We start from the raw sequence: 19519 nt of genomic DNA on the forward strand, positions 1-19519 counted from the left end.
ATGCACCCGGCCTGAAGGCTGCGGTGGCCGTGCCGCTCTGCTTGACGACCACCGTGCGAAGCAACCTGGACGCTGCTGATCGCCTTCGTTGCGCGGCGGTCGTGCGTCGGCATCGGGGAATGCCGGTTTGCAGTGTCCCGTCTGCTCGTCCGGCTGCCAGGTGCCGCTTTTACCCCTCGACCAGTTGCCAGAACCCGTATTTCCGCCCGTGCCTCTGCTTGAGGGCTGAGACGAATTGTTCATGCGTGGGAAAGCCCGCGTAATCGTCGATGGCTGGATAGGATGACCGGCATTCCGCAAGATGGCGGGCTGCATGGCGATAGCGGGTCGCTTTGGCACCGTCCAGGCTGTCCTCGATCATGGCCCGGCGCATCAGCGTGGCGGCAAGCGGGTGCTTGGCCTCCAGGGCGTCGGCTGCGTCCGAAAGCAGGTGATAGGCATTGCCGTCCAGCTCGTCCGCCCGCGCCGTCACAATCCGTGCCGCGCGGTCGTGACGGGGCCAGCCAACAAGGAAGCTGATCGCGGCACCCAGGTGGGGATGGCCCTCGGCAATCCCGATGGCCTTGTCCTCGGCCTCGATGTCATCGAAGTCCGCAAGAAGCTTCAGGTATGTGCGAAGGCTGCGGGCGCTCAGGCTTGCCTCGAACCTGCTCCACAGGTGCGTCTTGAGGTCATCGAGCTTGCCCAGCGTCTCGAGGCAGTCCTCGTAGACCTCATCAAGGTCATCCTGGAACATCCTGAACGACTTGCCCTCATCGGCGGCTCGGGCGCCATTGACGATGTCGAAGGCCTCTTGGGCGCGGCCGGCATCAAGCAGTCGTCGCGCAACGCCTGGGGCAATCGTGCCATAGGTCAGCTGTTCGGGCAAATAGCGGGCCATGTAGGCGTCAACGTCACCTTGCGCGTCGGCGACATCCGCCAGGATGATGGACCCTGTGCTTTGCTTGTGTCGCCGAACGCTGTCCGCCGGGGAGGACGACAGGCCGATGCCCTCGTATCGGGACAGTTCGTGGTCCCTGGGAGCCGCCGCCGCCCAGGCTTCGGTGATCTGCTTGAGATGCTCGAGGCCCTCCTGGCCGAGCGCTTCGGCCATTGCCGGGATGATCCCGTCGAACTCACCATAGCCCGCAGCGGCGACGGCATCGAGGATCCGCTCTGCCAGGGATGGGGGGTTCATGGAAATCCGGGGCGCCAGCCTCGAGATGAGGTCCACGGCATCCCGCAGAACCTCGCCCACCGCGCCGTTGCTGTCGTCGGTACGCTGATGGATCGAAGGGGCCAGTTGCAGGAATGACCAGAGTAGGTCGAACGCTTCATCGGCATCCTGTGGCGCGATGGCGGTCTCGATCATTCCCAGCAGGCTTCCGAGATCCTTGACGAGCATCCTCTGCTTGCTCCAGCCGACAAAACCGGTGGAGCGTCGAAGCGACGCGAACCGCTTGCGGATATCGGCGGCAATGTCCTTGGGGCCTTGGGCCGCGCTGAGCTCCATCCGCGCTCGGCGCTGCAGGGCGGCACTTCCCGCCACCAGGTCCATGACCAACCCGGCAAGCTTCTCCGCGCCCAGCTTTTCGAGGTTTGCCTTGTTCAGGGTCTTCTTGGACATAACCGTCGGGTCTCAGCAGGGATCCAGCGCCGCATTCCCGAGACTGCCCCACAGGGAATGCCGTAACAAGCAGGGATGCCGGAATCCGAGAAGCTGCTCTGCGGCCGCTGGACCTTGCCGCGGATGGTGCCAGGGGCAGGTTGGCCAAGGCGGATAAGCCCGCAGCCGCCACTCAACACAGTTCAAGTCCCGCCGCCGTCAGCCGACTTCGTTTTCCAGCGGGATGGAGCGATAAGTGCCCACTGTGTGTCGGTCAAGGTCGTGCGGATCAAGGTTGCCTCCCATTTGGCAGCCTTGAATCAGCCAGCGATCAGTTTGGAAATCCTCAAACGTCAACACGCCCTAGAAATGTCGATTTCCACCCAGAACTGAGCTGGCATTGGAGTGAGCGCCTCGGCTGGACCACATCGCGCCATCTGATCCAAGCCGCCCTCCGGGCGAACAGGGTTTCGAATTCCTCGGAGACTCGGTAGCCGAAGGCTGAGTGCAGTCTTCGTGCCTGCGTGACCAAGCGCCGCATCTCGGACGGCACCATGAGCGCTGATGGCCGCCTGGCACGCGACGTCATGCTCGGGCTGGTGAAGACCTGCAGCAAACTTGGCGTCTCCTTCTTCGCCTATTTGGTGATCGGCTCAGCCTCAAAGGGCTCACTGGCTGTATCCCTTTTGTTCCAGAGCTTGTCGCCGTTCGGCCTGCCTGAACCGAGTTGCCCGGAAATCTGCCCCAGTTACCCTTTCGATGTAACTGGGGCAGATTTCCGGGCATGATCGTTGCGCCTGTGGCAGATGTCTGATTCAACACGGCATGAGCCCGCTTTCGGACGATGGATCTGAGACGCTGCCGCCCGACGCCTTGCGCCGGCTTGTTGTCGATCTGTCGCAGCGGCTTGGAGCACTTGAGGCGCAGGTGGCCGAGCTGCGGGACGAGCTCGAAAAGACCGAAATGGCTCGTGCTACTCTGCAGGCGGAGAACCAGGACTTGCGCGACGAGATCGCGCGCTTGAAGAACCTGCCGCCCCGGCCGCCGTTCAAACCGTCTGGCATGGAAAAGGCGACGAACCGCGAACCCGGCAAGCCAAGCGGGAAACGTCGGCCAAGGGGCCCCAAGCGAGACACGGACCGCGTCACCCGCGAGGAGGTGCTGATAGCTAAGGTTCCAGCAGGATCGCGCTTCAAGGGCTATGAAACTTGTTTGGTCCGCGAACTGGTAATCTCGGCCGAGCTTGTCCGCTATCGACGCGAACGCTGGCTGACCCCGGAAGGCAAGACGATCATTGCGCCCTTGCCGGAGGGACTGCTGGGTGGCTTTGGCGCCAACCTGCGGCGGTTCTGTCTCGCGCTGCATGCCCAAGGGCAGGTCACGACGGAGCGGCTGACCGCGATCCTGAACGGGATCGGCATGGACATCTCCAAGCGCCAGGTGGTGCGGATCCTGACCTCCGATCTGGATGGGTTTGTGGCAGAGGATCAGGCGATCCTGCGGAGCGGCCTGGCCACTGCGCCTTATATCAGCGTGGATGACACCGGTGCCCGACATGCTCACCGTGATGGCATCACCACGCAGATCGGCGGCACGCGCTTCAGCGTCTTTCGCACAGGCCGCTCGAAGTCACGGCTGAACTTTCTGTCACTCCTACGGGCCGGGGGCGAGGACTATGTGATCAACGATGCGGCGCTTGACTACATGCGCCAGCGAAAGGTGGCGCCGGATGTCATCGGCAAGCTTGCCGCTCATCCCGAGACCTCATTTGCCTCGCAGATGGCCTGGTATGATCATCTGGTGAGGCTGCGCCTGGATGTCTTCGACCGCACCCTGGTGCGCGAGATCACCGGGGCGGCCCTCTGGGGCGCGGTGCGCCACCATGGATTGATGGGCAACACAGTGGTCGTGTCCGACGATGCCGGGCAGTTCCGCATCCCCAATCACGCCCTGTGTTGGGTTCATGCAGAGCGGCTGCTGCAAAAGCTGATGCCGAAAACACCTGAACAGACGCGCAAGCTGGAAACGGTCCCTGTAAGTGGGGCAAATTCCAGGGCAGTGTGCCTCAGACACATTGCTCGGCAACTGTTTCAGATAGCAGGGGCTAGAACCAGCCTATCGTCTGTAGACCAGCTGCCCCGCAATCTGCCCCAGTTACCCGGTCCCTACCCTCCTCACAACCAACGATGTAAGTTCTGTTGTTCTCATATCCGCGATTACTGCATGAATTGCCGTTTACACCTTCATTTTTTAAGCAGTGCTGCCATTCGGAAAAGACGTCCTCATCTTGCGCAGGCAACCTGCGGCAGGATCCAGAGGCTGGAAGGCCCACAAACAACAGCAGCGCGAGGAAATGCTACATCTTTCGCCTACCCTGATTTCGGATGAATCTGCCATGAAGCCATTATCAAACGGCCGTTTTATAGAACCATCCGAAACTGTATTTCACGAGGATCAGAGTAAGCTTCTGAGCGAGCTATGAAGGCTCCATGACGGTAGTTTAGGTGATCTCACACCACCGAACCTTTGGCACCTTTCAGGCCAACGAGAAGATCTTGGTAGCTGTTGATCGTCCTCGGACATTTACGTCTGCCAGGAAGCGTAGCCCTCCATCCCGACCAATGGCCGCCGCGGTCCCCTCGCCAGCGATCAAAGGCACGCCTTGGTCCTTTGTCATGCCTTCCAGCCGTGCCGCCAGATTGACGGCATCTCCGATTGCAGAATAGTCAAAGCGCGCGCCCGATCCCATGTTGCCCACGATGCAGGTTCCGGTGTTGATACCGATCCCGATGGACAGCGGGGCTATGCCCTCGCGCGCGAAATCCTCGTTCAGGGCAGCGACGGCTGCGATCATGCGGCGGCCTGCGGCGACTGCGCGGGCCGCGTGGTCGGGAACGTCCAGGGGTGCGTTCCAGAAGGCCATCAGGCAATCGCCGATATATTTGTCAATGGTGCCGTTCTCGGCCAGGACGGCCTGGGACAAGGGCTCCATCAGACGGTGGAGGATCATGGTCAACCGCTCGGGCTGGGCCTGCAGATGCTCAGCCAAGGTGGTAAAGCCGCGAATGTCGCAGAAAAGGACCGTGATCTCGCGGCTTTCGCCCCCCAGCCGCAAGGCGCCTGGGTCGGCTGCCAGGCGTTCGACAAGCGCGGGGGCAAGGTAATGGGAAAAGGCGCGCGTTAGCCCTGCCCGCAGGCGCCGTTCGGCGGCAAAGTCGCGCAGGGTTTGTCCCACTGCGGTCACGGCGAAAGCCGCCATCGGCGCGAGCGGCGGCAACCACAGGCGCCCCAGCCGCAATGCCAGCCAGCAGGCCAGCGGCAGAACCGCAAGCCCAAGGACCAGCGACAGGATATGCCACCGCCGCGTCCCCGACCACAGCAGAGCCATCGCCAGCATCGCTGCCAGGAAGATTTCGCTGAGGCGTGAAGACAGGCTTGCCGCCTGGATCCAGTCCCCGGCGACAAGGTTCGCGACCAGAGTGGCATGGATTTCCGCCCCCGCTACCAAGGTCCCGGATCGTACCGTCGCTGGGGTCGTGAAGGCATCGCCACCTCCCTGGTCGGCTGTAGGAGCAGCCTGAAGGCTGAAGCCGACGATGACATTACGCCCCATGAAAAGCCCAGGTGGGAGAAAACCTTCGGGATCAAGCGCCTGGTAATAGGATACGGTCGGGGTGCTGCGTGCCGGGCCATAGAATTGGATCAATGCCCTTGGCGGCGTGACCGGAACCGCCAGGCTCCGCCGCTCAAGCAATGCGCGGGCAAGGCTGTCCGGCTGCTGCGGAAAGCGGCGCACGGTGCCGTCGCGGTCCAGAGGGATAGTTGACACGCCCGCGACCGCACCGGCTTCAAGAAGTGTCGGAAGCGGATCGGTCCGCAGAAGCTGAATGGCTTGCGGCATCTCGAGGATACGTTCGTCGGCGGCCAAGACTGTGTCCGGCCCGACCGCAGCGGCCAAGGCAGCATCGGCCCCAGGCTCTGACGGATCGGCAAAGACCAGATCCAGTGCGATGGTCCTCGCCCCAGCGTCGCGCAACGCCGTCACCAGCCGCGCATGGATGTCGCGGGACCAAGGCCATTGCTGGCCTATTTCCGAAAACGACGGCTCGTCGATGGCGACGACCAGCGGGGTATCGGCGGGCCTGGGCGGCGGAGCGATCATGGAAAGGTGATCAAAGGCCCGCGCCTCGAGGAGCTGCCAGGCGGGCAGTTGCGACAGGACACTGGCTGCCGCAGCCACGGAGATCGCCAAGAGCGCGAGGCCTGCACGACGCTTTCGTCTGTCGGCAGGGCCGGTGCCGCCGCGCAGGTCTTTCCACCAGGGGCGGGACTGGGCTGCCATGATACTCTTGTCAGAACCTGATCCTGAGCGACGCCTCTATGGTCCGGCCCGCGCCCTTTATCCCTGGCGCGACCTCGAACGGCTCGTCCAGCAGATTCCACACGTTCAGTTCTGCCAGGAAACGCTGGTTCCGGGATTCCCAGACCGCTTCAAGATCGGCGGTCCAGGCACCTTGGACACGTCCGCCCGTTTCGTCAGCGATCCGGGGGCCAATCCAGTTGGCCGCCAAGCTGGCCCGGATGTTCGCCGGATGGACCCAGGTCAGACCCAATCGCGCGGCGTCGTCGGGCACAAAGGGCAGGCTTTCGCCAAAGGTCGCACTTGCCGGGTCGCGGTTCTTGCTGGCGTTTCGCACCACGGTTGCAAAAAGACCAAGGCCTTGCGGCAGTTTATAGTTCACCGTGGCCGAGAGCCGGTCCAGCCGCCCATCCACGACGTCGATCCAGTCAAGGCCGGTCGGAACGGGAACGGAAATGCCGGTAAATTCCTGCCGCTGCACATCCACCGAGGTGAACAGGCTGTCGCTCCATTCCGCATCCCATCGCAAGATGGCGGTCCTCGAAAGACCACCGGGGTCCAAGGGCATCCGGCTGGCCTGCAAGGCCACGGTGCCGATCGGCGCCAGGGTCGTGTCCCCGGTGCCGGTCGTCTCGGCGATCCATGCCGCGCGCAGCCAATGTCGCTCTGCCGGCCGCCACGAGACGCCGATGCGCGGATCCAGCCTGGAAAGTGAAACGTCGCCGTCAAAGCGCAAGGCGACGGCGCCTGCTTCGATGGCAAGGCGGGGGCTGACCTCGTAGTTCACGTTGGCCCAAGCGCGTGCCACATTGAAGCCCAGGCTCCGTTCCTCGCTTGTGACGATGGGCACCGGACCAGAAACCGTAGTATCTCTCTGCGCACGCGATGCCTTCACGCGGCCAATTTCCGCACCGGTGCGCAACACCCAGGGGCCACGACCGTAGCGCCAGCCCAAGGCAGCCATGCGCGTGCTTTGCGATGTATCGGCCTCAAGGTTGCGCAGCCCCAGAATCCCGCCTGAGGCCAGAGAGGCAAGCAGGCCGGTTTCCTCGGTCTGCTGGACGGCCCTTGTTCCGAAGACCGCCGCCTCGACCACGTTGTGCCAACCGAAGCTGTGGCTCCAGCCAAGGCCCGCGCGATTCAGTCTCGCTTCACGCTGGCGGTTAAAAAGGATAGCGTCGAAGGGCAGAAGTGGTTCGTCCAGAAGGATCAGGCCATTGTCGATCTGTGATCGGACACGTGCGGTCTGCGCATAGAACACGATGTGGTCATCGGGTGTGACGCTGGCAGTCGCATAGGCAAGGCCCGATGTTACCCGATCGTCCAGGTCGAATTCCGCCAAGGGAACCTGCGATCCGGGTTCGCGCCAGCTGCGGCTGTCCGCAAATCCTTCCTGTTCCAGCAGAAGATAACCGCTGACGGGAACGGGGCGATGGCCGAAGCCCTGCAGTTCAAGACTGCGCGTGCTGCGGGCTTCCGCATCGGTCACGACCCTCCCGAAGCCCAGTGCTGCTTCGACAAAGGGGCGGCGAAGCACGTCATTGCCACGTTCACGCCCCGTGAGAATAGCGGGGGACAGCAAAAGCCCTTGAAACAGGCCTGAAAAACTCGCGGCGTCGGGGATGGAGTCGACGACGTTCTCGCCATAGCCAAGGCTGGACGCCACGGGCGATGCGCTGCCCGCCACGGCCTGGTCGATCAGGCTCGCACCGTCGAAGGGATCGAACACCGCGTCGCCATAGGATCGGCCCCAGGCATCCAGGCCCTGCAGCCGGAAAGCCTGGTTCAGCAGCGACCCCTCGGTCCGGTTGGCCCCGGCCCCTGCAAAATCGCCGCCGCGCGCGCGGGCGCGTCGCATGGCCGATTGCGCGGCGGCGATGGCACGGTCGGCCTCGTATTCGTCGATGGCAAGCGAGGCGGCGGCTTGTGCTGTAACGGGATCGTTTGGATCCAGCCGGTCCGCATTGTCCAGCGCCTGCTGGGCCAGTTCACCTTCTCCGGCGGCGATATAGGCAGCTGCCAGCAGCAGGAGGCCCTGGGAATAGGCCGGGTTGGCCGTGGAGCCTGCAAGCAGGTCGTCCTGTGCGGCGGCGACGTCGCCCCGCTGAAGGTTCCAGCGGCCCCGCGCGAACAAAGCCACATCGAACGACGGATCCAAGGCGAAAGCCCGGCCGATCAGCGGCTTGGCTTCGTCCGGCCTGTCCTGATCCAGGTAAAGGAAGGCAAGATTGACATAGGCGACGGGGTCCATCGGCTGCAGGGCGATGGCGTGCCGCAGGGCCGCCTCGGCCTCGCGGTTCGCGCCCAGCGTGGACTGCACCGCCCCGATCTGGTTCCACAGCGACGACATGCCCGGGGCTTCGGCAACCGCGCGGTTCAGCACCGACAGGGCATCAGCATGGCGGCCTTCGAAATCCGAAAGAAAGACGGCCTGCGCCTCCAATGCGCTTGGGTCGTCGGGGTCGATGGCAAGCGCGCGTGCAATCGCGGCTCGCGCCTGGTTGCGGTCGTCGACCAGCATCGCCAGTTGCGCCCGTGCAGCAGGCAGGATTGCCTGGTCCGGGAAGCGCGTTTCGGCCACCGCGAGTTCACGAAGCGCAGCAGGGATGTCCAGCAGGACTGCCTGGGCATAGGCATGGGCAAGCGCGCCTGACGATGTGGCGAAACTTGGGGGAGGCGGTTCCGCCCGGCCGGGATCGGCCAGGGCGCGGGCAAAATAGCTCGCATGATCGGCCACGGCCCTGCGATCCGCATCCAGACGCGGCGCTGCCGCCGCAAGCAGCCGTTGCGCGTCGTCATAGCGTCGCTGGTCCGCGGCGATAAGCCCTGCGACCAGATCGAGCCGCGCCACCAGGTCTGGTTGAATGACCCGCGCCCGTGCCTGCGCCACCCTGCCCCGCGCCGCCTCGGCACCCTCAAGCGCGAAGGCCACCTCGGCCGCGGTCACAAGATCGGCCGAGCTGCGTGCATTTGTGGGCACATTTTCAAGACGCGCGCGCTCGGCTCTCAGGACGGCACTGGGAAAGGGCGACGGGGCAAGCGCGGAAAAGGCCGAACGCAGGGACAGATAGGTCAGCATCTGTTCCCGGTCGGACGGGTCGGTGATGATGATCTTGGTCGGCGCCTCGCCTATCCGGGCGGCAGCGGCTTCGCCCTGACGGACGGTGACCGACCCTTGCGGGTTGCTGAGGCTGACGATTCCTTCCAGCACCGTCAGCGATGTCCGGTCGCCGTCCACACTAAGAGAAAAGTCCGTTCCTCGGATTGCCGCCGCTGCTGCCGGGGTTTCCACCATCAGCCCTTGTCCGCCGCGCGCCGCCCTGCCCCACAGCGTGCCCCGCTGCAGTTCGAACACGCTGTCTGAGGCCGCACCCACCTTCTTCACGATCATCGTGGTGTTTCGTGCCAGCCGCATCTGCGTTCGGTCCGCAAACATCACCGCAAGATTGCCGATGGCATTGGTTCGCAACACATCGCCTGCCAACAGATCCTGTGCCAGTTCGACGGCTGTCCAACCTGACAGGTCGATGAACTGAACCTCTTCGCCCGACCTGCGGGCGATCACTGATCCCGCCGGGGTTTCATTGCGCATCAGGGGTTCCGCGCATGCCGGGCTGACCAGCAGACAGACCACGGCCAGGTGCCAAGGAAGTCGGAGACACATGAACAGAAAACCCGAAAAAAGGCCTCACGGCTCTGTTATCCGACGGCCCGGACAGTGGGTCAAGCTGTCCGTCTGACAGTCGGATTAAGTTGTCGCACTCTCCAGCTGCATGATAAGCATCATGTAAAGTTGTTGCGTTTTTTAGCAGGTATTGTGGTGAAATCCGAACCCATGCCCGACGCTCCGGGACCGGACGCACCTAGCGTCGAAAATCTGCCAGAAGCTCCTGCCGGAAATGATCCCTATTGGGAGCATCTCAAGAAGGTCAACGATGTCTTCTATGACCAGATAAAGACAGCGGATCAGAAGGCCGCCTATCTGTTCACCTTCATGGTCGCCTTCCTGCTGGCCTCGGCAGAGGGGCGGGATATCTTTTCCTTGGCCGCCTATCGCACCGCCACTCCCCTGCAGGCAGCAGTCACGGCGGTGATGGCAGGGGCGGTCCTGCTGACACTGTTTTCAGCCCTTGGCGTGGTGCTGCCGCGCAAGCTTGCAAAGGGGACGTCGTTGTTCTGGGGCGCTTGGCCGGACCAGGGCCAGCGGATGCTGTCCGCGCGCGAGAACGGCGATGCGGCCTTCCTGTTCGACGAATACGCCCGCAATGTGGAAAACCTGGCCACCCTTGCCAAACGCAAGTTCCGCCTTGTCGGCATCGCCTTTCGGGGCCTGATGATTTGGCTCGGCTGCTATGTGCTGTTGCTGGCCGTGAGTCCGCCAAGCTGATGCGTAGTCCTTACAACAAGTCTGTAATCAGACATAAGCGTCTCAGGCTCCTGTTCAGCCTCCGATTGCGCTGCGGCTGACGCATCGACCAAAGCACAGGTCACAAGAGCCGCTCGGCTGATGGGGTGGTTATGCCCTTCATTGACGCGTCAGTAGATTTGTCCAAATGGACAACTTTCGGTTGTGAAAGTCCCATAGCGCTTACGGTCATGATTTACGGACCAGCTCGGACGCCGCCCAACCGCAGAGAAAGGTATCTACCTATATTTGTAAGTTAATTTAATTAGTCCTGCCTGAATAACCTCTACCGCGTTGACTTTACCTGCTGAAGCTTCGGTTTTGTTCGCTTTGAATTGCAGGGTTTCGTATGCTTTGTGCAGAAACCCTGCAAATTCCGGTCGCCGATGAAGCCCCATTCCCGCGCCCCTGAACAGGATGACCTGCTCCGCCCCCGGCTGGTCGATATGATCGATGCCCGCCACGAACTGGTGAAGCTCGCAGGGCTGATCGATTGGGAGTTTTTCGAACGCGAATGGGCGACCTTCTTCCCGTCGTACCAGGGTCGCCCGGCAACGTCGCTGCGCCTGGTGGCCGGGCTCATGTATCTCCAGCATGCCTTCAAGCTGTCGGACGAGGCCGTCGTCGCCCGGTGGGTCGAAAACCCCTACTATCAACACTTCACCGGTGAGACGTTCTTTCAGCACCGCCCGCCAATCGACCCGTCGTCCTTGACCCGCTGGCGCAAGCGGATCGGCGGGGAAGGGGTGGAGTGGCTACTGACCAAGACGATCGAAGCAGGTCGGGCTTCTGGCGCGGTCACCGACAAGGTGAGACGTTCTTTCAGCACCGCCCGCCAATCGACCCGTCGTCCTTGACCCGCTGGCGCAAGCGGATCGGCGGGGAAGGGGTGGAGTGGCTACTGACCAAGACGATCGAAGCAGGTCGGGCTTCTGGCGCGGTCACCGACAAGAGCCTGAAGCGGGTGGTTGTGGATACGACCGTGATGGAAAAGACCATCGCTCATCCGACGGTTGCGCGGCTTTACGAGCGCGCCCGCGCCTTGCTGGCGGGTTTGGCGAAAGAAGCCGGGGTCGAGTTGCGCCAGAGCTACGCGCGGCTTGCGCCGCGGCTGACCATCCAGGTCGGGCGCTATGCCCACGCCCGACAGTTCAAGCGCATGCGCAAGGCCCTGCTCCAGCTCAAGGGCTATGTTGGCCGGGTGCGCCGGGACCTGCGCCGCCATTTGCAGGACATCCCCGAAGGTCCGCTGCGCCAAAAGGTGCTGGAGGCGCTCTGGTTGGTCGGTCGCCTGCTTGAGCAAACGCCCAAGAGCAAGAACAAGATCTACTCCCTGCATGAGCCCTAGGTCGACTGCATCTCCAAGGGCAAGGCGCGCATCCGCTATGAGTTCGGCACCAAGGTCAGCCTTGCCACCACCCTCGACGGAGGCTTCGTCGTCGGCGCCCGTAGCTTTCCGGGCAATCCCTATGATGGCCACACCCTGGTGCCTGCGCTCGAGCAGGTCGCCATCCTGACTGACCAGGTGCCGGATCTGGCTGTGGTCGACCGCGGCTATCGCGGCCATGGCGTGGAGACCACCAAGGTCCTGATCAGCGGGCACAAGACGTGGCATCACCCCGCTCCTGGCAAAGCTCCTCAGGCGACGAAGCGCCATCACGCCGGAGATCGGGCACATGAAAAGCGACGGTCGCCTGGCCAGATGCCCGCTGAAGGGCCGCACCGCCGACGCAATCTTTGCCGTCCTCTGCGCCTGCGGTCACAATATCCGCAAGATACTCGCCCATCTCAGGACTTTTTGCTTCCTGTTGCTTCACCTGATTGCGGCGATGATCCAGCCCAAAACGCCCCAACAACGCGAAGCATTGGCCGCCTGATACGGTTGTTCAGAACCAACTAGCCCGGATTATTCGTGAGGGGTTGGTGAGGCTGGCTTAACCAGTTGAAGAACTGTAGTTTTATGGTTCCTACGCCAAAAACCGCAGTTTATCAGGATGCCGCGCCTCACCATGGATGTTTTCACGAGCCTCATGAGGGTCATCATACCCAAGGGCGGCAATGTGTATTCTTCGGCTAAGGTCAGGCTCGCCTCGCCCAGCACCCGGGCCCGGTCGAAGTCCGAGTGCCAGCCGAGCAGGTTCGCCAGTGGCGCGGCAACCCGTTCGGCCATGGCCAGCGCGCCTGTCTTTCGGGCGAAATGGTTGACGATGACCACGCTTCCGCCAGGCCGTACCACCCGAGCGATCTCGGACATGACTCGCTCGGGATCGGGCACGACCGAGATCACATGCATAACCGCGACATGGTCGAAACTCGCGTCCGGGAAATCAAGCTTCCGGGCATCCATTCGCTGCAGCGCGGCCAGATTGGTGAGTCCCTCTGCGTTCACCTTGGCACGGGCCTTCTCCAGCATGGCGGCGCTGTAATCGACGCCCGTGACGGTGACGCGCCGATCATAGTGCGGCAGGGCAAGGCCGGTGCCCACGCCCACCTCCAGGACGGACCCGCCCAGTTCGCTCAGAAGCGCAGTGGCCCGGCGGCGCCCGACATTCGTCACCGCTCCAAAGGTGCGGTCATAGGTTGGCGCCCAACGGGCGTACGACCTCTCGACTGCCTGAATTTCCATTTACTTGTCCTTTCGTGCGGGCGTCCGCCGGGAACGGATCCAGCTCACCGTCAGCAGCAGCAGATAGCCAAGGTCCACAAGCACCAGCGTCAGCCAGGGATAGGTGAGCAGAGATGCCCCGAGGGCGACCGCTGTAAGGATGAGCAGGCGCGCTTGGTCGGGCCGGACCCGGACCGGCCGGAAGGCTGGGGTGGGCAGGCGGCTGACCATCAGTGCCGCGACCACCATCATCCAGAGCGCGCAGGCCAGCCCCGGCATGTCCGCACCGGGTATGAGATTGGCGATGAAGATCGGCAGAAGGACCAGCATCGCTCCAGCAGGCGAGGGCACCCCCGTGAAGGCCGTCTTGGGTGTGGCCAAAGCAAGGGGATCACGGCTGCCGATATTGAACCGAGCCAGCCGCAGCGCGCAGGCTACCGCGTAGACCAGCGCGGCAATCCAGCCCAAGCCGCCAGCGCCTCCATAAGCCCAAAGGTGAAGCACCAGAACCGGTGCCACGCCAAAATTGACGAAGTCGCACAGTGAGTCGAGTTCCGCGCCCATGGCGCTGACGCTCCGCAGCCTGCGGGCCAGCCGCCCATCCAGGCCGTCCAGCACTGCCGCAAGGAGGATCAGGGCTGCCGCCCTGTCGAACTCCTCCAAGACGGCCATGCGGATCGCCGTAAGCCCGGCGCAAAGCGCCGCCAGCGTCAGGACATTCGGCAGAAGTTGCATCACGGACAGTCGGAAGCGGTGGTCCGGATGCGCGTTCATGTTCAGTCCACCAGAGCCGGACGAGCGATCCCGCCACGGCCAAGTTCGGCGATCACGGTCTCGCCCGCAACCATCGTCTGTCCGACCGCGACCAGCGGCACCACACCGGGTGGCAGGTAGACATCGAGCCGCGAACCAAAGCGGATCAACCCAAAGCGCTCACCTGTTCTCAGGCTCTGGCCCTGCTTGGTCCAACACAGGATACGCCGCGCCACCAGGCCGGCGATCTGCACCACCGCAAGCTGCCGCCCGTCGGCCAGTTCCAGGCAGAGCCCGTTGCGTTCATTGTCCTCGCTGGCCTTGTCGAGCGAGGCGTTGAAGAACTTGCCGGGCCGGTAGGCTACCGCCAACACGTGCCCCGCCACCGGGGCACGGTTCACGTGGCAATTGAAGACTGACATGAAGACGCTGACACGTGTTAGGGCCACTGGCTCCATTCCAAGCTCGGCGGGCGGCACTGCCGGTTCGATCAGCGAGACGACGCCATCTGCAGGACTGACAACCAGCTCCTCTCCTTGCGGAACGGCACGGCGTGGATCGCGGAAGAAGTAGTAACACCAGACCGTCAGCCCCAGCCCGAGCCAACCGAGCGGCTCCCAGACGAAGAAGAGGACAAGCGTGACAAGGGCGAAGACGGTCAGGAACCGGTAGCCCTCCGGGTGCATCGGCTTGAGAAAGGTGCCCCACATCGTCATGCGTCAGTATTCCTGTCCCCTCACCGGTGCGCCGCCATAGCAGTCTCGCGAAAGGGGGTCAAACAAAGGCGACCCTTTTTCGCTCTTCTGCGACGTCGCCGACCCTGGTGCTGTCGCACACGGTGCGAGAGGGACAAATGGCCGGTGATGCGCGGGTTTGGCAGCAACACCGGATGCGCCGATCTTGCATCTTGCCCTTGAGGCGGAGGGCAGGATGCCCGGTGCAGGCCTGGCAGCCACGCTCTGGGATGGGGATGTGCCACAGCAGCAGCACCTCGGAGGCGCAGATTTTCACGGACAATGGAGCGAGTGGTCGCCAAAGGCGGCAGCTCCGGCGGCCTACCCGCTTGCTACGTGAGCGACTGCTGGGGGCTCTTGGTGTCGAGCGGAGGTGTCAGGTCGATCGTTGCCCACCGCTTGAGAACGATGAATAGAGCCGGCCCATTCCGGCCTGTCGGTCCTTGTCAGGCGCTGCGGTGCAGCTTCCCAGTACCGAGCATTGGCGTTCAGTGCAGCAAGATTGGCTTTCGCGCGTCCGCCGTAGCAAGACGCCGTGTCTACTATTGCGACCTATCGCGTTCCATCGTCACGTATTGTTGCAGCCATTCGTGAAAGCTTCGTGGCCCATCAGTTCAGTGGCACTATAGCCGGCACCGCATTTACGGTGGCACCGCCGCGGTCAGAGGAGCCGGCGAGAGATGTCAGACATTGTCGATTCAGCTAGTCCGTGAATCTGTGCCGGATCGCTTTTCCGTGAGATTGTGCTGCCCCTCATTTACCCTAAGCTTCGCCAGGTGCGCCCGGAGGGCGAACTTGAAGCCACCCGGCAGGTAGTCGATCTGAGGAACCTCCCCCAGCTCGTCCGCAAGCGCCAGGATCAAGCGCGTCCCGTAGCCTGGGCGCGAGGGCGGGGTCACGAGAGGGCCACCGTCTTCTTGCCAGATCAGCTCGAGGATATCGTCAGACACGTCCCAGCAAATGCGTATCTGTCCCCGTTCGCTGGCAAGGGCACCATACTTCATCGCGTTGGTATTGAGTTCGTGCAGGATCAATGTCAGGGCCACTGTCGCACTGGAGTTGATCGTGACCTCTGGCCCATCAACGGTTATTCGCTCTTTGTATCCCTCTAAATCCAAAGCGCCTCTGATCAGAGCGGAAAGTGGCGCGTCGGCATGGTTAGATTGCGTCAGCAGATCATGCGCGCGGCCTAGAGCTGCAATCTGCGTGTGCATGATGGCTGCGAGGTCATCTTTACTAACAGCCCGTCGCACCGACTGGTTCACGATCGACTGCACGACGGCAAGCGTGTTCTTCATCCGATGTTTCAGTTCGCCCATCAGCAATTCGCTGCGGGCTTCAGCCTTGAGCTGACCCGTAGTTTCGACGACCGTCAGGAAGATCCCCCTTACAGTGCCGGTGTCATCCCAGATCGGGCTATGGCTGTGGGTGAAATAGGCGTCCTTCGATGCGCCGTCTCGGTCAGGCGTATAGCGCGCGTTCTCGGTGTAATAACTTTCGCCCGCTAGAACTTTCTGAAAGAAAGGTTCCAGCTGATCCCACATCTCGGACCACCAGTCATACGCCGGTTGCCCCAGGTGACCGGGGTGCTTCCGCCCGAGCCTGGCCGCATAGACATCATTGTAGAACGTGTGGTGGTCGGATCCCCAATGCACCATCGTGGCGAATTTGGACGTGAGGCAGGTCCGCACGGCTGTTTTCAACTCCGCTGGCCAACCCGCCGGCTCACCCAACGGATGGTCCGACCATTTCAGGGCGTTCAAGATCGCAGAGCATTCGCCCCCGCTGGCAGGAAATGGTCTCTTGTGAGGAATAGGTGTGCTCATACCGGCAAATTAGAAGCAGCCGCAAAGCTGCGCAATGCGAGAGTCGCCTCAGATGGGCGGGATTGTTCTATCAATACGGGTGCCAGTCCGCTGTCGAAGGTCGAACAGAACAACTGCGCTGAATCCATTCGCCCTTCGGCGCGGTTAGATGTGCCGCACGGCGCATGGCGCCCGTAGCCGGCCCATAGCCGCCGGTCGGCCGCGCAACGTGCTGCCCTGCAGCTTTCGCAAAACGGCCATTCATATTCGCGGCAGAAAAGCAGGGTGGCGGAGGAGGCTGCGCTCGCGATGCAGACGAAGCGGTCAATCAGTGTAAGCGCAAACGACTTTCATCCCTCAGTCACGTCGCTGCGCACTACAGCTACGGTCAGACGGTCGCAGAAGCCGCTGCTCTATCGATCCGCACGTCCGCCCTCCCGGAAACTCCGCCGGTAATCCGATGGCGCCGTTCCCAGTTGCGCGGCGAACTGCTGGCGCAGCGTCAGGGCTGTGCCGAAGCCGACCTCGTGGGCGATGCGCTCGACGGGCAGGTCGGTTGTTTCCAGCAGCTGCTGTGCACGGGCCACCCGCTGCGTGTTCAGCCAGCGGGTGACGGTCATCCCGGTCGCGTCGCGGAAATGGCGCGTGAACGACCGGCGGCTCATATGCGCGACCTCAGCCAGCCGGTCGAGCGTCAGCTGCTCGGAGAGGTGCGCCACCGCCCATTCCAGCACGTCGGGCAGCCGGTGCTGGCAGGGATACTGCAGGACCGGCCGCTCGACATATTGCGCCTGCCCGCCATGCCGGTGCGGGGGCGTGACGAGGATGCGGGCGACGCGGTTCGCCTCTTCGGCACCCAGGGTCTCGCGGATCAGGTTTAGGCAGCAGTCGATCGCCGCGACGTTGCCGGCCGAGGTGACGATGTTGCCATCCTCGACATACAGAACGTCCGGCCGAAACACAGCGGCGGGGAACCGGCGGGCGAAGATCTCGCGTGCCATCCAGTGCGTCGTCGCCTGCCGCCCGTCGAGCAGCCCGGCGTCGCCGAGGACGAAGGCGCCGAGACAGAGGCCAACCACGGGCTTGCCGTGGGCGTGGGCCGCGCGAAGTGCCTGGGTCACCGGGTCTGGGGCGGGGGCCTCCGGGTGGCTCCACGCCGGGACCACGACAATGTCGGCGCGGGAAAGGGCATCGAGCCCGTCCTCGACCCGCAGCTCGACACCGCTGTCAGTGCAGACCATGCCCGGCTCCGCTGCGCAATGGGACACGGTGTAGGCGGTCGAGCCGTCGGGGTTGCGTGCGCCGCCGAACACCTTGCTCGGGACGGCCAAGTGAAAAAGGCTCGCGCCGTCGAAGGCGAGCACGGCGACGCGCTGCGGAGGTGTGGCGGTCATGGCCCTGGTCGCTGCTGTTGACGGGTCCCCTTGCACCCACGGCGGGCACCAGGTCAAGCCACCCTTGGCCCGAAACCTTCCCTAATTGGCCAGCGGGCCACTTTCCCCGAAGCCGGGCGCGGCCCAGATTGCCCTCATCACCAATCCAGACGGAGCAGCCCGATGCCACCTAAGACAATCCTCCTTGCCCTCTCGCTTGTCCTCGGCGCGACCGGCGCGACAGCACAGACCGCCACGACCGAGCCGCTGCAGATGCAGCACATCCGCAACGCCACGACCAAGGTGACCTATGCCGGCCGGACCTTCCTCGTCGATCCGATGCTGGCGGCGAAGAATGCCTACTCGGGCTTCGAGGGCACCTTCCACAGCGAGCGGCAAAACCCAATGGTGGACCTGCCGATGCAGGCCGAGAAGGTGATGGAGGGCGTGGACGCCGTGATCGTCACCCACACGCACCTCGACCATTGGGACGGCGGCGAGCACCAGTTCATTCGCAAGGACGTGCCGCTCTTCGTCCAGCACGAGGCCGATGCCACGCTGATCCGCGGCCAAGGCTACACCGATGTCCGCGTCCTGGGCGAAGGCACGACTTTCGAAGGGGTCACCCTGACGAAAACCGGCGGTCAGCACGGCACCGATGAAATGTATGCAGCGCCCCCCGTGGCGGAAACGCTGGCTAAGGCGATGGGCGTCGTCTTCCAGGCCGCCGACGCTCCCACGGTCTATTTCGTCGGCGACACGATCTGGCGCCCAGAGGTCAACGCCGCCTTGGACAGCTTCGCCCCCGATGTCGTGGTCCTGAACACCGGCGAGGCACGGCTGCCGGGCTTCACCGGCTCAATTATTATGAGCAAGGATGACGTGCTGCACGCCACCCAAGCCGTGCCCGATGCGACCGTCGTCACTGTTCACATGGACGCGATTAACCACATGAACCTGAGCCGCGAGCAGCTGCGCGATTTCGTCGAGCAGAACGGGATCGAGGACAAGGTCCGCATCCCCGCTGACGGTGAGGTGGTGAAGTTCTAACGACGGCGTCCAAGAATGCCAGAGCCAGCGGCGGATCTCCTGCCGCCGGCATGACGGTGTCCGTCCAACTATAATCCCAAGGAACCCATGAAGATCCGCCAGGTGCGCAACGCTACATTTCTGCTGACCTAAAGGGACAGCCGTTTCTTGATGGACCCCTTTCTTGCCGACCAAGGGACCTACCCGGCCTTCTCCGGCACCGAGGATTCGCACCTGCGCAACCCGCTCGTGCCGCTGAAGACGCCGATGGACCGGATCCTCGACGTAGATGCGGTGATCGTCACCCATCTGCACATCGACCACTGGGACGAGGCCGCGGTGCGGCTCGTCCGCAAGGAGATGCCGATCTTCGTCCAAAACTATTCGGACGCGCAGGTGCTCGCCTTGCAGGGCTTCGGCAGGGTCGCGCCCCTGATCGGCGCGACGCGGTTCGGAACTGTGACGATGACGCGCACCTGCAGGCAGCACGGGTCCGACACGGCACTCGAGGCGGCCGGCGGCCCTCTGGGCAGCGTCTGCGGTGCGGCTTTCCAGGCCGGGGGCGAGCCGACGCTGTATCTCGCCGGCGACACTGTGTGGAACGACATGGTCCGGCGCAACCTCGACACATTCCGCCCCGAGGCTGTGGTGCTGAATGCGGGCGACGCGCGGATCAAGGGGCTGGGCTCAATCATTATGGGCAAGGAGGACGTCCGGCGCGTCTTCGACGCCACCGACTCCCAGATCGTCGCCTCGCACTTGGAAGCGGCCAACCATTGCCGGCTGAGCCGTGCCTAGAGCGTATCTCAGCCATCAAGATTCAGGATTCCCAGCCTGCCGATGATGTGATTCCCTTCTGCTGAGGCAGAT

15 protein-coding genes and 2 pseudogenes are annotated in these 19519 nt (G+C 63.2%); 8 read left to right on the forward strand and 9 right to left on the reverse strand.

All coding sequences use genetic code 11. The features are described 5' to 3' along the window. Window positions 1-169 precede the first annotated feature (169 nt). Window positions 170-1606 carry a DUF6880 family protein gene (locus tag Q5701_RS20430; protein WP_306752779.1) on the reverse strand — a complete coding sequence of 479 codons (1437 nt, stop codon included), beginning with the start codon at window positions 1604-1606 and terminating at the stop codon, window positions 170-172. 503 nt (window positions 1607-2109) lie between these two features. On the opposite strand from Q5701_RS20430, the gene Q5701_RS20435 reads away from it, so the two are divergent. Next, window positions 2110-2373, forward strand: coding sequence for a hypothetical protein (locus Q5701_RS20435; protein WP_306752780.1), 264 nt, complete (start codon window positions 2110-2112; stop codon window positions 2371-2373). Between the two features lie 37 nt (window positions 2374-2410). After that, window positions 2411-3973 (forward strand): hypothetical protein, encoded by a 1563-nt coding sequence (locus tag Q5701_RS20440; protein ID WP_306752781.1) that lies wholly within the window; start codon window positions 2411-2413, stop codon window positions 3971-3973. 148 nt (window positions 3974-4121) lie between these two features. Here Q5701_RS20440 and Q5701_RS20445 read toward each other — a convergent pair whose 3' ends face one another. Further along, window positions 4122-5927 (reverse strand): CHASE2 domain-containing protein, encoded by a 1806-nt coding sequence (locus Q5701_RS20445; RefSeq protein ID WP_306752783.1) that lies wholly within the window; start codon window positions 5925-5927, stop codon window positions 4122-4124. Between the two features lie 10 nt (window positions 5928-5937). Beyond that, entirely contained in the window at window positions 5938-9537 is a 3600-nt protein-coding gene (locus Q5701_RS20450) for a TonB-dependent receptor domain-containing protein (protein ID WP_306752784.1), read from the reverse strand. Window positions 9538-9765: 228 nt separating this feature from the next. Between Q5701_RS20450 and Q5701_RS20455 the strand changes: the two genes are divergently transcribed. Then, entirely contained in the window at window positions 9766-10332 is a 567-nt protein-coding gene (locus Q5701_RS20455) for a Pycsar system effector family protein (RefSeq protein WP_306752785.1), read from the forward strand. Between the two features lie 257 nt (window positions 10333-10589). Here Q5701_RS20455 and Q5701_RS20460 read toward each other — a convergent pair whose 3' ends face one another. Then, window positions 10590-10814 carry a hypothetical protein gene (locus tag Q5701_RS20460; protein WP_306755518.1) on the reverse strand — a complete coding sequence of 75 codons (225 nt, stop codon included), beginning with the start codon at window positions 10812-10814 and terminating at the stop codon, window positions 10590-10592. Here Q5701_RS20460 and Q5701_RS23110 point away from each other — a divergent pair. Next, window positions 10737-11033: pseudogene (locus Q5701_RS23110) on the forward strand (transposase); the annotation flags it as partial. The gene Q5701_RS20460 and the pseudogene Q5701_RS23110 overlap by 78 nt on opposite strands. 116 nt (window positions 11034-11149) lie before the next feature. Then, a pseudogene (locus Q5701_RS20470) lies at window positions 11150-12227 on the forward strand (IS5 family transposase); the annotation flags it as partial. Between the two features lie 29 nt (window positions 12228-12256). Here Q5701_RS20470 and Q5701_RS20475 read toward each other — a convergent pair. From Q5701_RS20475 to Q5701_RS20485, 3 genes are read right to left on the reverse strand one after another with little or no spacing between them, the layout of a single operon-like run. Continuing rightward, the gene (locus tag Q5701_RS20475; protein ID WP_306752786.1) at window positions 12257-12976 is read right to left on the reverse strand and encodes a class I SAM-dependent methyltransferase; all 720 of its coding nucleotides are present in this window, start codon (window positions 12974-12976) and stop codon (window positions 12257-12259) included. Next, complete coding sequence (locus Q5701_RS20480; RefSeq protein WP_306752787.1) at window positions 12977-13729, reverse strand: CDP-alcohol phosphatidyltransferase family protein; 753 nt, start codon at window positions 13727-13729, stop codon at window positions 12977-12979. It lies immediately after the preceding gene. A gap of 2 nt (window positions 13730-13731) precedes the next feature. Then, window positions 13732-14424 (reverse strand): phosphatidylserine decarboxylase, encoded by a 693-nt coding sequence (locus Q5701_RS20485; protein ID WP_306752788.1) that lies wholly within the window; start codon window positions 14422-14424, stop codon window positions 13732-13734. Window positions 14425-14581: 157 nt separating this feature from the next. Here Q5701_RS20485 and Q5701_RS22970 point away from each other — a divergent pair, with 157 nt between their 5' ends. Continuing rightward, window positions 14582-14782 carry a DUF2332 family protein gene (locus Q5701_RS22970; protein ID WP_373568579.1) on the forward strand — a complete coding sequence of 67 codons (201 nt, stop codon included), beginning with the start codon at window positions 14582-14584 and terminating at the stop codon, window positions 14780-14782. Window positions 14783-15140: 358 nt separating this feature from the next. On the opposite strand, the gene Q5701_RS20490 is transcribed toward Q5701_RS22970, so the two are convergent. Continuing rightward, complete coding sequence (locus Q5701_RS20490; protein WP_306752789.1) at window positions 15141-16205, reverse strand: sensor histidine kinase; 1065 nt, start codon at window positions 16203-16205, stop codon at window positions 15141-15143. A gap of 455 nt (window positions 16206-16660) precedes the next feature. Beyond that, a complete protein-coding gene (locus Q5701_RS20495) occupies window positions 16661-17641 on the reverse strand; it encodes a GlxA family transcriptional regulator (protein ID WP_306752790.1) in 981 nt (326 codons plus the stop codon). A 162-nt stretch (window positions 17642-17803) separates the two neighbouring features. Here Q5701_RS20495 and Q5701_RS20500 point away from each other — a divergent pair, with 162 nt between their 5' ends. Next, window positions 17804-18670 (forward strand): MBL fold metallo-hydrolase, encoded by an 867-nt coding sequence (locus Q5701_RS20500; RefSeq protein ID WP_306752791.1) that lies wholly within the window; start codon window positions 17804-17806, stop codon window positions 18668-18670. 150 nt (window positions 18671-18820) lie between these two features. Beyond that, complete coding sequence (locus tag Q5701_RS20505) at window positions 18821-19447, forward strand: MBL fold metallo-hydrolase (RefSeq protein ID WP_306755458.1); 627 nt, start codon at window positions 18821-18823, stop codon at window positions 19445-19447. Window positions 19448-19519 lie beyond the last annotated feature (72 nt).

Source organism: Paracoccus actinidiae (assembly GCF_030863885.1).
In the GTDB taxonomy this organism is placed as follows: Bacteria; Pseudomonadota; Alphaproteobacteria; order Rhodobacterales; family Rhodobacteraceae; genus Paracoccus; species Paracoccus everestensis.